Consider the following 15,645-nt stretch of genomic DNA (forward strand, 5'->3'; position numbering starts at 1 on the left):
TATAAAAAATGGTACTCTTATATATAAATAATGTCTACAATAATTGGGTTGGTGTCTACTTTTAGATTACCACTTCAGAAATCTGGAAAGATTGGACTTTTTGCTGAATAAGCTGCTTGTAGTGTCCAATCCTCCTTGTAGTCAATGAGTTATTGGACATTAGCATATGAGAAAGTAGAGAAAAAGTCCAATCAGCCAGATTATCATGATATATAATTAATCTGGACAACATGATACCTATATGTAGTCGAATATTTGAAAGTCTTATAGGTCGAAAACACATGAGACTATAAGGATAGTTGGAAAATCAACCTATAAAGTCAAGAAAATCAGAAGTGTTATAGGAATATTCAATAAAAAACAGTTTTCTATATAAGATTGAATAAGAAAAACTGTGAAATTTACATATAAGTGGTGGATTTTTTATGAATTGATAGGAAATCATAATGAATTATAAAAGCAACATCCCCGGCATGATTAATAACCATGCCGGGGATGCTGTTTTTTATATTCTTTAATTACTTATTGTTCTTCTTCTCGTTCTCAAGCTTCTTCATAGCTCTTACCTTAAGTGAAAGACCGAAGAGGTTGATGAATCCGTCAGCATCATGATGGTCATACATATCACCTGTCTTGAATGATGCAATTGACTCATTGTAAAGTGAATATGGAGATGTTGTTCCAGCCTTGATGATGTTACCCTTGTAAAGTCTGAACTTAACTTCACCTGTTACATATTCCTGAGTCTTCTCAACGAATGCCTGAAGTGCTTCACGAAGAGGTGTCTCCCACTTTCCTTCGTAAACAACCTGTGCAAACTTGTTTCCAACATCCATCTTGAATGTTGTTGTATCTCTGTCGAGAACTAATTCCTCAAGCTGCTGATGAGCTTCGTAAAGAATTGTTCCACCAGGAGTCTCATATACACCACGAGACTTCATACCAACAACACGGTTCTCAACGATATCAATGATACCGATACCATGCTTGGCACCAAGTCTGTTAAGCTCTCTGATAATATCAGAAACCTTCATAGCCTTGCCATTAACTGACTTTGGAACACCTTTTTCAAATGTCATAGTAACATATTCTGGTTCATCCGGAGCTTCCTCAGGAGTGCATCCAAGAACTAATAAATGCTTGTAGTTAGGCTCGTTAGCTGGATCTTCAAGCTCAAGACCTTCATGGCTGATATGCCAGATGTTACGGTCACGGCTGTAGCTGCAGTCTGTGCTGAATGGAAGATGAATACCATGCTGTCTGCAGTATTCAATCTCATCTTCACGAGACTGAAGCTTCCAGTTAGAATCTCTCCAAGGAGCGATAATCTTGATATCTGGAGCTAAAGCCTTGATTGTAAGTTCGAATCTGATCTGGTCATTACCCTTACCAGTAGCACCGTGGCAGATAGCAACAGCACCTTCCTTACGGGCAATCTCAACAAGTCTCTTAGCGATAAGAGGTCTTGCCATTGAAGTACCAAGTAAATATTTATTTTCATAAACAGCGTGTGCCTGAACACATGGAACAATGTAGTTGTCGCAGAACTCATCAGTGATATCTTCTATATATAACTTAGCAGCACCACATGAGAGAGCTCTCTGCTCAAGTCCGTCCAACTCCTCTTCCTGACCACAGTCTGCACATACGCAGACAACATCATAGTTGTATGTTTCCTTTAACCAAGGGATGATGGCAGTTGTGTCAAGTCCGCCAGAATAAGCAAGAATAACTTTTTCTTTCATTATATATTCCTCCGTATATTATTAAGTTTACATAGTAAAACACATATGCTATGCACCTGCAGATTATAATAAACTACTTTATTTAAAAATGCAACAACAAATTATGCATATTATACATTAATATACAACAAAAATGTATAAATATAAATTTTCTTTAAAATATCCTTTACATAAGAAAAAAAGTTGCTATAATGTAGGTTATCAATTTACATTTTGCGTTATTTTATGCATAAATGTTGAATATATGCATTTTGCTTCGCAAAACAAGGAGGAGTTATGATTAAAGTAGGCATTATCGGTGCGACAGGTTACGCAGGTAACGAGCTTGTCAGATTATTATTAGGACATAAGGATGCAGAGATTGTATGGCTCGGTTCGAGAAGTTACATAGATCAGAATTATTCAGATGTATATAGAAACATGTTTAAGCTTGTAGATGCAAAATGTATGGACGACAATATGGAGCAGCTTGCTAACGAGGTTGATGTTATATTTACAGCAACACCACAGGGTTTATGTGCATCACTTGTTAATGACGAAATTCTTTCAAAGACTAAGATTATTGATCTGAGTGCTGATTTCAGACTTAAGGATGTTAATGTATATGAACAGTGGTATAAGCTTGAGCATAAAGCACCACAGTATATTGATGAAGCTGTTTATGGCTTATGTGAGATTAACAGAGACAAGGTAAGCAAAGACACAAGAATTATTGCTAATCCGGGCTGTTATACAACAACATCAATTCTTACACTTTACCCAATGGTTAAGGAAGGAATAATCAATCCGGATACAATTATAATTGATGCTAAGAGTGGAACTTCAGGTGCAGGACGTGGGGCTAAGGTTGCCAACCTTTTCTGCGAAGTTAATGAGAGCATGAAGGCTTATGGTGTCGGAACTCACAGACATACACCTGAGATTGAGGAACAGTTAGGTTATGCATGTGGAAGAGATGATTTAAAGCTTATCTTCACACCACATTTGGTTCCAATGAACAGAGGAATTCTTGTAACAGCATACGCCAACCTTGCCAAAGATGTTACATATGAAGATGTTAAGGCAGCATATGACATGTACTATGATAAGGAATATTTCGTAAGAGTACTTCCTAAAGATGTATGCCCTGAAACACGCTGGGTTGAGGGAAGCAACTTTGTTGATATAGGATTTAAGATTGAGCCAAGAACTAACAGACTTATAATGATGGGTGCGTTAGATAATCTTGTTAAGGGTGCAGCAGGTCAGGCAGTACAGAATATGAACCTTCTCTTCGGACTTCCAGAGAATGAGGGATTACAGCTTGCACCAATGTTTCCATAATAAATGTACAATAGGAGGATATTATGAATATAATTAAAGGCGGTGTTACAGCAGCTAAAGGATTCAAGGCTGCCGGATGTGAAGCACAGATTAAATATAAGAACGGAAAGAAAGATATGGCACTTGTATACAGTGAGAAGCCATGTGTTACAGCAGGAACATTTACAACTAACAAAGTATTTGCAGCTCCTGTTAAATGGGACAGAAACATTGTATATAATGAAGACTTTGCACAGGCTGTAGTTGTAAACAGCGGTGTTGCCAACGCATGTACAGGTGTTGAAGGAGATAATGCATGTGCAGAAGAAGCAAAGGCAGTTGCAAAGGTTCTTAATGTACCGGAGAATGCAGTACTTATCGGTTCAACAGGTGTTATCGGAATGCAGCTTCCTGTTGACAGAATATGTGCAGGAATTGAAAAGCTTGCTCCAATGCTTGATGATTCATTAGAAGCAGGAACACAGGCAGCAGAGGCAATTATGACTACAGATACAAGGAGCAAGCAGGTTGCTGTAGAAGTAGAAGTTGCAGGTACTAAGGTAACAATCGGTGGTATGTGCAAGGGCGCAGGAATGATTCATCCTAACATGGCAACAATGCTCTGCTACATAACAACAGACTGTGATATCGACAAGGCACTTCTTCAGAAGATGACAAGTGCAATTGTTGATGATTCATTTAACATGATATCAGTCGATGGAGATACATCAACTAATGATACAGCTCTTGTTCTTGCAAATGGAATGGCTGGCAACAAGAAGATTACAGAAGAGGGTGCTGATTATAATGCTTTCTATGAAGGCTTAAGCTATGTATTTACAGAGCTTTCCAAGATGATTGCAGGTGACGGCGAAGGCTGCACATGTCTTTTCGAGGTTCAGGTAAAGGGTGCAACAACTAAGGCAGAAGCCAAGACACTCGCTAAGTCAATTGTTACATCAAGTCTTACTAAGGCAGCAATATTCGGACATGACGCTAACTGGGGAAGAATTCTCTGTGCAATGGGATATTCTGGTGCTGACTTTGACCCTGAAAAGGTTGACATATTCTTTAAGAGTGAAGCAGGTGAGCTTCAGATTGTTAAAGATGGAACTGCTACAGATTACAGCGAGGAGAAAGCAACGGAAATACTTTCACAGAATCCTGTAATTGCTATTGCGGATGTTAAGCAGGGCGATGCAAGTGCTACAGCATGGGGCTGTGACCTTACATTTGATTATGTCAAGATAAATGCTGATTACAGAAGCTAATCTGACACAGCATTTTAAAGCAAATATATCTGAATAAATATGAAATGGAGATTATTATGAGCGCAAAAGATATGACAGAGGAACTTATGAAGGCACAGGTGCTTGTTGAGGCACTTCCTTATATCCAGAAATTTAACAGAAAGATAATTGTAGTTAAGTACGGCGGAAGTGCCATGGTAGATGAAGAACTTAAGAGAAAAGTAATTCAGGACGTAGTTCTTCTTAAACTCGTTGGTTTTAAGCCAATCATCGTTCACGGCGGTGGCAAGGAAATCAGCAAATGGGTTGAAAAGTCAGGCATGACACCTGAATTCAAGAATGGTTTAAGAGTTACAGACGAGCCAACAATGGAGATTGCCGAGATGGTTCTTAATAAGGTTAATAAGAGTCTTGTTTCAATGATTGAGCAGCTTGGCGTCAAGGCATGCGGTATCAGTGGTAAGGATGGCGGCATGTTAAAGGTTGAGAAGAAGTATTCTAAGGGTGAGGATATAGGATATGTTGGTGAAGTGACAGATGTTGATACAACACTTCTTGATTCATTGCTTAAGGACGATTTCCTCCCAGTAATATGTCCTATCGGATATGATGATGATTTTCATGCATACAATATTAATGCAGATGACGCAGCATGTGCAATTGCAAGAGCTGTCAATGCTGAGAAGCTTGCATTCTTAACAGATATCGAAGGTGTATATAAGGATTTTGACGATAAGGATTCACTTATATCTGAGCTTTCTACTTCAGAGGCGAGAACACTTTTAGAGAGCGGAACAATCGGTGGCGGTATGCTTCCTAAGCTTAATAACTGTATAGATGCTATTGAGCATGGTGTATCAAGAGTACATATTCTTGATGGAAGAATTCCACACTGCCTTCTTCTTGAAATATTTACTAACAAGGGTGTTGGTACAGCTATTCTTTCAGACGATGCAGAAAAATTCTTTGATTCAGATAAATAATTGCGAACCTTAAGCTTTGAGGTTATAATATTATATTGGCTCATGTGAAAATGTGTGCTCATAAGAATAGGAAAGTGAGAGTAATAATGAATACACAGCAGATTATAGAAACAGCAGAAGAGAAGCTGATTCATACATACAACCGTTACCAGATAGTACTTGATAAGGGTGACGGAGTAAGACTTTACGATACAGATGGTAAAGAATATCTTGATTTTGGAGCAGGTATAGCAGTATTTGCACTTGGTTATAACAATAAGGAATATAACGATGCATTAAAGGCACAGATTGATAAGCTTATACACACATCTAATTATTTCTATAATGAACCGGCTGTAGAGGCTGCAACAGCACTTACAAAGGCTTCAGGAATGGACAGAGTATTCTTTACTAACAGTGGTACAGAGGCTATTGAAGGTGCAGTCAAGCTTGCAAAGAAATATTATTATGTCAAGAACGGAAAGGCTGATGCAGAGATTATTGCAATGCAGCATTCATTCCATGGAAGAAGTATGGGAGCACTTGCTGTAACTGGTAATAAGCATTATCAGGAAGCATTTGGACCTATGATACCGGGAATTAAGTTTGCACAGTATAACGACCTTGACAGTGTAAAGGAACTTGTTAATGATAAAACTTGTGCTATAATATTTGAGACAGTACAGGGTGAAGGTGGAATTTATCCTGCTACTAAAGAATTTATTGAAGGTGTAAGAAAGCTATGTGATGAGAAGGGAATCCTTCTTATACTTGATGAGATTCAGTGCGGAATGGGAAGAACAGGAAGTATGTTTGCATTCCAGCAGTATGGCGTTAAGCCTGATATCCTTACAGTTGCCAAGGCTCTTGGCTGTGGTGTTCCTGTAGGTGCATTTGCAGCGACAGAGGAAGTTGCGAAGGCATTAGTTCCAGGAGACCATGGAACAACATACGGTGGTAATCCACTTGCATGTGCAGCAGCAACTAAGGTGTTCGAACTTTTTGAGAAGCAGCATGTATTAGATAATGTCAAGGAAGTATCTGCTTACTTTGAAGAAAAGCTTGATGAGCTTGTTGAGACAATAGATGTTGTTGTCGAGAGACGAGGAATGGGTCTTATGCAGGGACTTGAGTTATCAGTTAATCCTAAGGACGTAATTGCCAAAGCACTTGATAATGGACTTATTCTGTTCTCAGCAGGAACTAATGTTATAAGATTTGTTCCACCACTTGTAATCACTAAGGCAGATGTAGATGAATGCATAGCTAAGCTTAAGAAATCCTTCTAGAATCAGGAGTTTACTTTATGAAATTAAGAAGATTTATCAGTATGATGCTGATTGTTACCATGCTGACAGTCTTTGCAGGCTGTGGTAATAAAGATGACAGGACACAGGCTGCGAAGAAGCTTAATCTTAGTGGACCTATTACAGTTAATGTCTGGTATAATGACAGTGCATATGAGTCTTATCTTGAATTCGTTGCCAGACAATTTAAGAAATCTAATGAACTGGTAACTATTAATCCTGTATATATTGAGGCTGATTCATATATTAATTATATATATGACGAATCGGTAAGGAATAACAATGCATGTGATATATATTTTCTGACATCTGAAGAGATGGAGAAGGCTTATCTTTCAGGTCTTACCTCTGAGAATGATATGTATCCTGAAGTCTATAATGAGAATGTGTATGGTAAGGCTGCAATGACTGCATGTTCGTATGGTGGTAAGTTATATGGTTACCCGGTGTCGTTCAACACTTCATTTCTTGTATATAATAAGAAATATGCAGAAGCAGTTGATACTATAGACCAGATTCGTAATATAAGTGATAATTATCAGATTACAGATGAGAACCAGGATGTTTCAATGGTGTTTGAATGGGATCCTGATTCAATGTTCCTTAATTATGCAGCAGCAGGAGCCTATATTAATATAGGCGGAGTTAATGCAGAGAACAGGGCTGAGGTATCTCTTAATGAGGAAAAGATTAAGAAGGTTCTTACTAAGTACGCTCAGTTAAAAGATGCATTTGGTATTGACAGAAATACAGTAAGTCTTAAAGAATGTGCGGATCTGTTTTCTACTGGAAATATGCTCTATACGGTGCTAGATGCAGACAGTCTTGCAGAGATTAATGTTACAGATGTAGATTATGGAATATGTGAGTATCCTTCAATGGGAGATGACCTTGATTCTAAGGCAATGTCTGTTACTACGATGGCAGTAGTTAATCCGTACACTAAGAATGTAGATGCATCCAAGGCTGTTGCAAGAGCAATTTCTTATGATTATGCAGATTATCTTGGAAGCATGGCTAAGAAAAGCTGTGCAAGGGCGGATTTAAAGGTTAAGAGAGCAGAAAGCTACCAGAAGTTACACCAGATTTATTCTGACTCTGTTGTAAAAGCCAAATATATCGGAGTAGGAGAAGTGTATATGAGATATGAGATTATGCTTCATCAGGTATATGATGGTGGAAATGTTGATACAGCTTACAGTACATTTGCAACAACAATAGAAAAAACAACTAAAAATAATAATGAAAACAGTACGCAGAGTACGAAATAACATTATGAATAAATATCCTGTTATTAACTAATAATTATCCTATGCAGATTAATGAGGAGGTTAGTTAATGGCAGGATTTTTGATTGCAATAATATCAGGTGCACTTATGAGTTTACAGGGTGCATTTAATACAAATGTTACGAAAGCAAGCAGTGTGTGGGTTACGGCAATGTTTGTGCAGTTGACAGCACTGGCGACTTGTGCGATTATGTGGGTAATTGACGGAAGACCTGATATCATGAAGCTGTTTAAGGTTGATAACAAGATTACACTTCTTGGAGGTGTGATAGGTGCATTTATAACATTTACAGTTATAAAAAGTATAAGTGGTCTTGGAATTGCTAAAGCGGAGGTTACGATTGTAGTTGCGCAGATAATTGTTTCGTATCTGCTGGGACTTTTCGGGCTGTTTGGAAGTGAGAAGACTACATTTTCATGGATTAAGCTCGTGTCGCTTCTTATTACGGTTGCAGGAGTATGTATGTTTTATTTTCTTGGTAATCCGTCAACGGATTAATATATTATGAATAATTATGATAAATGTCAGAATTATCTGGCAGGAAGGAACAGAATGGAAGATTTATTCAGCGTATGCGGAAAGATACGATTAAGAAAAGGTGAAGGAAGAACCTTAAAGGCAGGCGGTGCCTGGGTATATGATAACGAAATTGAATGGATGTCTGACGGAATAATTGACGGACATCTTGTTGAGGTGCTTGATTTTGATGATTATTTCATGGGAATCGGATTTATTAACAGAAAATCCAAGATTACAGTAAGAATGCTGAGCAGACACACAGATGTTGTTGATGAGACATTTATTGAGGAGAGAGTAAGGGCTGCGGTTGAATACAGATTTAACACAGTAGATACCTCTGCGTGTCGTCTTATATTCGGGGAGGCAGATTTTCTGCCGGGACTTGTTATAGATAAGTACTCAGATGTGCTTGTTGTGGAATCACTTGCTTTAGGAATTGACAGATTTAAGTCACTTATTGTCGAAAAAGTGAAGGAAATCCTTCGTGAAAAAGGCATTGATATCCGTGGAGTATATGAAAGAAGCGATGCCAAAGTCCGTACTCTTGAAGGGATGGAGAGAGTTAAGGGCTTTATTGGTGATGAATTTGACACTAATGTTGAGATAGTTGAGAATGGTGTCCACTACATGATAGATGTTGTGAATGGACAGAAAACCGGGTTCTTTCTTGATCAGAAGTACAACAGACTTGCAATGCAGAAGCTGTGCAAGGACAAGCGGGTATTAGACTGTTTTACCCATATGGGTACATTTGCATTAAATGCAGGAATTGCAGGTGCTAAGGAAGTTACTGGACTTGATATATCAGAATATGCTGTTGAACAGGCGAGAGCCAATGCCAAGCTTAACGGACTTGAGAATACAGTACATTTTAAATGTGCAAATGTATTGGATGAGCTGCCAAAGCTTAACGAAGCAGGTGAGAAATATGACGTTGTAATACTTGACCCGCCGGCATTTACCAAATCGAGGGAAGCTACAAAGAACGCAATCAAGGGCTACAGGGAAATCAATATGAAGGGACTTAAGCTTGTCAAAGACGGCGGCTATCTTGCAAGCTGTTCATGCTCACACTTCATGACACAGGAGCTTCTTACCAAGACTATTAAGGAAGCCGCTAAAGCTGTACATAAAAGACTCCGTCAGGTCGAGTTCAGGACACAGTCACCTGACCACCCAATACTGTGGGAGGCGCAGGAGAGCTATTATCTGAAATTCTACATCTTTCAGGTTGTTGATGAAAAATGATACAGGCATTAATTTAAACTATCCAGGACCGTTAATCTGAGTCTTTTATGATGTTTTGTTATAATTAATTATATGTATCCGCAAACTATTCCGAGTATTGCGGATAAGCATATAATTAAAATTGGATTTAATTTTTTGAATGCTAAAACTACGGATATCAGAAATATAATTAATGTTGTATAAAAAGAAATATCAGTAAAAACAGTAGTATTAAACCCATGTGGTATGAAAACGGTTGAACTCATCGAAATTACAGCAGAACCAATCAAACCAACTACAGCAGGTTTTAATCCTGACATACATCCCTTTATGACTATACTTTTTTGAAATTGAATAAAACATTTTGCAACAATAAGAATGATAATAAAGGATGGGAGTATCACTCCGAGTGTTGCACAAAAAGAACCGAAAATACCGCCAACCTCTGCTCCTACATATGTTGCTATATTTACAGCAAATGGTCCGGGTGTACTTTCGCTAACTGCTATAAAATCAATAAGTGACTGTGAATCTATCCAATTATGAGCAATAACTTCATCCTGAATCAATGGTAACATAGCATAACCACCGCCAAAGGTAAATGCACCGATTTTTAAGAAAATATAAAAAAGCTCAAGATAAATCATTAACATTTCCTCCTTAATATGGTAATAGATGTTACTAAACCTAATATTGCACAGCTAATAATTACAATAAGCACATTTACATTAAGTAAGGCAGTAAAAATAAAAGAACATGCCATAATTATATAAGAAATAATATTCTTAGGACATTGAATATACATTGACCAGAGAGCTTTGATAATCAGAGCAAGTACACCAGCTCTGATACCATTAAAGGCATATTGTATGATTTTTATGCTTTGGAATTCTTTAAGTACAAAAGATATAATAAGAATAATCAGGTAGGATGGTATCACAACTCCAAGTGTTGCAAATAGTGCACCCCAAAAACCACAGATACGAAAGCCAACAAAAGTAGCCGCATTAATTGCAATTGGTCCGGGAGTTGACTCGGAGATAGCCACTATTTCAAGAATATCATTATCAGTTATCCAATGCTTCTTCTCAACAATTTCTTTTTGAATCAGTGGTAACATAGCATAACCGCCTCCAAAAGTAAATGCACCTATTTTTATGAAAGTTAAAAAGAGCTGTATAGCTTTTGGAATTTTATTATTCATCGTAAGTCTCCTTCTGCGTGTTGGTGATTGGCATGGAATCTTTCATCTTATCAAGCAGTTCATAAGGAACGAATAAATGTCCCATGCCGGTTCCAAGCTGGATATGTGGTTTATTCTTACCGTGATAATCAGAACCGCCGGATATCAGCAGATTTCTTTCAGAAGCAATCCGTCTGATTGATAATTCATCACCCATCTTGTAGGTTGAATATATGGCTTCAATTCCATCAAGTCCGGCAGAGCACATATGGTCAAGCAATTTGTTCATCTGGGCATTGCCAAGATGATATAGAACCGGGTGAGCTAAGATTGCAATACCGCCGGCTTGGTGAATACGCTCAATAGCTTCTGCAGGGTCAACTTTGGCTCTTGGCACAAAACAAGGCTTTCCCTGACCTAAATATCTGTCAAATGCTTCATTCCTATCGCCAACAGCTCCAATTGCAACAAGTCTGTCTGCAAAATGTGCTCTTGTAATTACCGCATCGCCATAAGTCTTTAGCATATCTTCATATGTAATATTAATTCCTATATTCTGGAAGCGTTCACATACCCGCTTGTTTCTTTCATCTCTTGAACTTAACTGCTTATTAAGGAATGAATTGAATTCATTGTCGTTATAATCTATAAAAAGCCCGACAACATGTATCTCAGTATTATCATAATTAGTACTTATCTCAACTCCGGGAATAACTTCAAGTTCGTGGCCTGTTTTATTAACATTTTCACATGCTAAAAGAGCTTCCTTAACTCCCATGGTAGTGTCATGGTCAGTAAGAGCAAATGCAGCAAGTCCCTTATCGACTGCCTTATCAACCAGAACAGCAGGAGAATCAGTTCCGTCAGAGCATGTGGAATGAACATGTAAATCTATCTGTTTCATAGTAAGCTCCTCTTATAAAATGTAAATATATTCTACCATACTCAGACAACTTATTAAAGTGTAAAACATTTGGCAAAGTGTTTAAAAAATGTTGTAAGAGACGGCATTGTGCGATAAAATAACAGTATATTTTTGGAGGGAGGTTTACTGATGGAAAGACAGTTAGTACCAGGCGGATTTTATAAGCATTTTAAGAATAAGCTTTACCAGGTAAAGTGTGTTGCATATCATTCAGAAACCAAAGAGAAAATGGTGGTATATCAGGCTATGTATGGTGAATATGCTGTGTATGTAAGACCATATGATATGTTCATGAGTGAAGTGGATCATGTAAAATATCCGGATGTAGCACAGAAATATAGATTTGAGCAGGTAGATCCGTTGACGATGCAGGAGATATCTGACAATTTACAGTCTGACAATTCACAGGCAGTAAGAGTTAATTCAGACAATAGAATTGATGAAGCATACACATTAAAAGAGGACAGTGTGGATAACTCACTGACCCAGCCAGAGCAGCAGGTTGCTGCAGGGGACAGCGTCCTGGATAAGTTTTTAGATGCGAGAGGATATGAGGAGAAACTTGATGTCCTTATAAGATACAAAAGCAGATTCACTAATCCTATGATAGATATTATGGCTGAATCACTGGAGATAGTTGTTCCAGAAGGTGAACTTTCTGGAAGAATTGATTCTTTAAGAAAGGTTTTACAGGCACATACAAAGTATGAAGGAAGCCATTTAAGACCGTAATAATTTGCACAGATTCTGCATAAGAATATGTGGATTATATAAATATATTACAATTATCTGACAATTTTACAAAAAATTTACAATTAACAAAAAATGTGAATAACTATGTGGATATTGTGGAAAAGTTCAGGGATAAAGGAGAAATTATGAGAATAGTAGTTTTAGCAGGTGGAACAAGTACAGAAAGAGACGTTTCATTAGTCACAGGATACAGAGTATGCGAGAGTCTTAGAAGAAACGGACATGAAGCAAATATGCTTGATATCTTCTTAGGTGTTGATGACAGTGAGGTTAAGACATTTTTTACAGAAAAGAATGATTTGGGAGAACTGTCTGACAATTTAAAGAAGAAAACAGCGGACATTCCGGCAGAGGTTAAGAGAAGAACAGAGGCAAGAGAAAGCTTTTTCGGACGTAATGTATTAGAATTGTGTAAAGAAGCAGATATGGTATTCATGGGACTTCATGGAAGCAATGGTGAAGATGGTAAGGTCCAGGCTACATTTGATCTGCTTGGAATCAGATATACAGGTACAGATTATTTAAGCAGTGCTATATCAATGAGCAAGGAACTTGCAAAAAAGGTTCTTGTACCAGAGGGAATTCCTATGCCTAAGGGTGTTACATTACATAAAGGACATAAGATTGAGTATGTTCCATTCCCATGTGTTGTTAAGCCTTGTTGTGGTGGTTCAAGCGTTGGTGTTTCAATAGCACATAACGAGAAAGAGTTTGAAGATGCACTTGATGAAGCATTTTCTTATGAAGATACTGTACTTGTTGAAGAGTTTGTTGATGGAAGAGAATTCTCAGTTGCAGTGCTTGATGGAAAGGCACTTCCGGTAATTGAGATTGAACCGCTTGAAGGCTTCTATGATTACAAGAATAAGTACAAGGCTGGCTCTACCAAAGAGACATGTCCTGCCAATATTCCAGAAGACATTGCAAGCCAGATGCAGTTCTGGGCAGAAAAATGCTGCCAGGCAGCAGGCGTAACAACATACGCAAGAGTTGATGAACTTCTTGATAAGAATAATAATATATTCTGTCTTGAGATTAATACACTTCCAGGAATGACTGACACAAGCCTTATTCCTCAGGAGGCAGCAGCAGTAGGTATATCGTATGATGAACTTACAGAGAAGATTATCGAGATATCTCTTGCAAAGTATGAATAGAAGAAATGTAAATGTATAACAATGCATTTTTATAAAACGAGGTTAGTTATGTTATGATTAAGGAACTTGTTAAGAAAAACAGATCATACAGAAGATTTTATCAGGAAAAGAAGCTGACAAGGCAGCAGCTTATGGAACTTGTTGAGACTGCAAGACTTACTCCGTCAGCAGCTAACAGACAGCCATTTAAGTATAGAATTGTGTGTGATGTGGAAGAAAATGAGAAAGTTTTCAGACTATTAGGATTTGCCGGATATTTAAAGGACTGGGATGGCCCATCTGAAGGTGAGAAGCCGACAGGATATATTGTTATAACCTGCCCTGCGAATGTCAATGATGAAGTTGATGCGGGAATTGTCGGACAGACAATGCTTCTGGCAGCTACAGAAGCCGGATTTGGCGGATGCTTTTTTGGCAATGTTAAAAGAGATGAGTTAAAGACACAGCTAAATATACCGTCTGAATTAAAGATTGTGTATGTCATTGCATTTGGATATCCTAAAGAAGAAGTGGTGCTTGAGGATATTCCTGCGGATGGAGATATCAAGTATTACAGAGATGAGAATCAGGTACATCATGTGCCTAAGAAAAGAATTGAGGATATTGTGTTATGAAGGGAATGACCTTAAGAGCCATGACACAAGCTGTTAACGGCATATATCATGGCAATGGAGAAGATTATGACAAAGAGATTACTGCCATTACGATTGACAGCAGAAAGGTAACTGAGGGCGGGCTTTTTATTGCTATTAAAGGGGAAAGAAGTGATGGCCATGATTTTATAGGACAATGCTTTGAGAAGGGCGCTGCATGCGTTATTTCTGAAAAGGAGCTGCCAGATGAAGAACGTTCGTATATACAGGTTGAATCAAGTCTTCAGGCATTAAAGGATCTTGCACTTCTTTACAGAAATAATCTGGATGTCAAGGTTGTAGGAATCACAGGAAGTGTTGGTAAAACAAGTACTAAGGAAACAATAAGCTCTGTTTTATCTGAAAAATACAGGGTGTTAAAGACACTTGGTAATTTCAATAATGAGATTGGGCTTCCACTTACTGTTTTCAGACTGACAGAAGATGATGAAGTTGCTGTTCTTGAGATGGGAATCAGTGATTTTGGTGAGATGGACAGATTATCTAAGATAGCACAGCCTGACATATGTGTTATTACTAATATCGGTTTTTGCCATCTTGAGAATCTTGGAACAAGAGATGGAATTCTTAAGGCTAAGACAGAGATATTTAATCATATGAATCCGGATGGAATTGTTATTGTTAACGGAGATGATGACAAATTATCAACAATAAGCCAGGTACACGGCAAGCGACCGCTTGTGTTCGGAATAAGCAACAAAGACGGGGTATATGCAGATAATATCAAGAGTCTTGGACTTGATGGAACTAGCTTTACAATTCATGGAATCAAAACATCAGATAACTATTCAACATTTGACCTGACTGTACCTGTACCGGGACATCATATGGTATATAATGCGATGGCAGCAGCACTTGTTGGTTCTGTGCTTGGACTTTCATCTATTGAGATTGAGCGTGGAGTGAAGAATTTAAAGACAATTGCCGGACGAAACAATATTATTAAGGAAAATGGATTTACAATAATTGATGACTGCTACAATGCTAATCCAGTTTCAATGAAGGCATCTCTTGATGTTCTTGACACTGCTATTGGAAGAAAAGTTGCTATTCTTGGAAGTATGTTTGAGCTTGGTGAGAACGAGAAACAGATGCATTACGATGTTGGGATGTATCTTGGAACTAAGGATATTGATGTACTTATAACAGCAGGCGACCTTGCTGCACAGATTGCGGCAGGAACAAGGGCGTATATTGACACTAATTACAATGCGCATGGTTGTGAAGTACATGATTTTGAAACAAGAGATGATATGTTAAAATGTATTGGACATATTCTGAAAACAGGTGATAATATACTTATAAAGGCATCTCATGGTATGGAATTTACCAAAGTTGTAGAGGCTTTAAAAACAATTAATTTATAATGGAG

General features: G+C 37.9%; 15 protein-coding genes. 11 read left to right on the forward strand and 4 right to left on the reverse strand.

Annotation, left to right across the window (positions count from 1 at the left end):
• Positions 1-518: 518 nt before the first annotated feature.
• On the reverse strand, positions 519-1,745 hold the full coding sequence (locus GKE48_RS12335) for an argininosuccinate synthase (RefSeq protein WP_012738841.1): 1,227 nt from the start codon (positions 1,743-1,745) through the stop codon (positions 519-521).
• Between the two features lie 276 nt (positions 1,746-2,021).
• On the opposite strand from GKE48_RS12335, the gene argC reads away from it, so the two are divergent.
• From argC to GKE48_RS12370, 7 genes are all read left to right on the forward strand, one after another.
• On the forward strand, positions 2,022-3,068 hold the full coding sequence (argC, locus tag GKE48_RS12340; protein ID WP_154301202.1) for an N-acetyl-gamma-glutamyl-phosphate reductase: 1,047 nt from the start codon (positions 2,022-2,024) through the stop codon (positions 3,066-3,068).
• 23 nt (positions 3,069-3,091) lie between these two features.
• Complete coding sequence (argJ, locus tag GKE48_RS12345; protein ID WP_012738843.1) at positions 3,092-4,318, forward strand: bifunctional glutamate N-acetyltransferase/amino-acid acetyltransferase ArgJ; 1,227 nt, start codon at positions 3,092-3,094, stop codon at positions 4,316-4,318.
• 56 nt (positions 4,319-4,374) lie between these two features.
• Entirely contained in the window at positions 4,375-5,280 is a 906-nt protein-coding gene (gene argB, locus GKE48_RS12350) for an acetylglutamate kinase (protein ID WP_055288072.1), read from the forward strand.
• A gap of 86 nt (positions 5,281-5,366) precedes the next feature.
• Positions 5,367-6,548: an aspartate aminotransferase family protein gene (locus GKE48_RS12355; protein ID WP_041687978.1), complete on the forward strand. Its 1,182-nt coding sequence runs from the start codon at positions 5,367-5,369 to the stop codon at positions 6,546-6,548.
• A 17-nt stretch (positions 6,549-6,565) separates the two neighbouring features.
• A complete protein-coding gene (locus GKE48_RS12360) occupies positions 6,566-7,837 on the forward strand; it encodes a sugar ABC transporter substrate-binding protein (protein WP_154301203.1) in 1,272 nt (423 codons plus the stop codon).
• A 67-nt stretch (positions 7,838-7,904) separates the two neighbouring features.
• Positions 7,905-8,354: a DMT family transporter gene (locus GKE48_RS12365; protein WP_055216757.1), complete on the forward strand. Its 450-nt coding sequence runs from the start codon at positions 7,905-7,907 to the stop codon at positions 8,352-8,354.
• A 54-nt stretch (positions 8,355-8,408) separates the two neighbouring features.
• A complete protein-coding gene (locus GKE48_RS12370) occupies positions 8,409-9,623 on the forward strand; it encodes a class I SAM-dependent rRNA methyltransferase (protein ID WP_154301245.1) in 1,215 nt (404 codons plus the stop codon).
• A gap of 68 nt (positions 9,624-9,691) precedes the next feature.
• Here the strand turns inward: GKE48_RS12370 and GKE48_RS12375 are convergent, their stop codons facing one another.
• Genes GKE48_RS12375 through GKE48_RS12385 form a run of 3 tightly spaced genes read right to left on the reverse strand, consistent with a single transcriptional unit; the run spans position 9,692 to position 11,689 of the window.
• Complete coding sequence (locus GKE48_RS12375) at positions 9,692-10,249, reverse strand: chromate transporter (protein ID WP_173016939.1); 558 nt, start codon at positions 10,247-10,249, stop codon at positions 9,692-9,694.
• Entirely contained in the window at positions 10,249-10,806 is a 558-nt protein-coding gene (locus tag GKE48_RS12380; RefSeq protein WP_055216756.1) for a chromate transporter, read from the reverse strand. Before GKE48_RS12380 ends, GKE48_RS12375 begins: the two co-directional genes overlap by 1 nt.
• Complete coding sequence (locus GKE48_RS12385) at positions 10,799-11,689, reverse strand: PHP domain-containing protein (protein ID WP_154301204.1); 891 nt, start codon at positions 11,687-11,689, stop codon at positions 10,799-10,801. Before GKE48_RS12385 ends, GKE48_RS12380 begins: the two co-directional genes overlap by 8 nt.
• Positions 11,690-11,839: 150 nt before the next feature.
• Here GKE48_RS12385 and GKE48_RS12390 point away from each other — a divergent pair, with 150 nt between their 5' ends.
• The 4 genes from GKE48_RS12390 to GKE48_RS12405 all read left to right on the forward strand — a co-directional run bounded on the left by GKE48_RS12390 (position 11,840) and on the right by GKE48_RS12405 (position 15,640).
• Entirely contained in the window at positions 11,840-12,442 is a 603-nt protein-coding gene (locus tag GKE48_RS12390; RefSeq protein ID WP_154301205.1) for a DUF1653 domain-containing protein, read from the forward strand.
• A gap of 146 nt (positions 12,443-12,588) precedes the next feature.
• Positions 12,589-13,620 (forward strand): D-alanine--D-alanine ligase family protein, encoded by a 1,032-nt coding sequence (locus GKE48_RS12395; protein ID WP_041687980.1) that lies wholly within the window; start codon positions 12,589-12,591, stop codon positions 13,618-13,620.
• A gap of 53 nt (positions 13,621-13,673) precedes the next feature.
• Positions 13,674-14,234, forward strand: a complete 561-nt coding sequence (locus GKE48_RS12400; protein ID WP_154301206.1) for a nitroreductase family protein — start codon at positions 13,674-13,676, stop codon at positions 14,232-14,234.
• Positions 14,231-15,640: a UDP-N-acetylmuramoyl-tripeptide--D-alanyl-D-alanine ligase gene (locus GKE48_RS12405; RefSeq protein ID WP_154301207.1), complete on the forward strand. Its 1,410-nt coding sequence runs from the start codon at positions 14,231-14,233 to the stop codon at positions 15,638-15,640. The genes GKE48_RS12400 and GKE48_RS12405 overlap by 4 nt, the downstream gene beginning before the upstream one ends.
• Positions 15,641-15,645: the final 5 nt, after the last annotated feature.

Source organism: Lachnospira eligens (assembly GCF_009680455.1).
Lineage (GTDB): Bacteria > Bacillota > Clostridia > Lachnospirales > Lachnospiraceae > Lachnospira > Lachnospira eligens_A.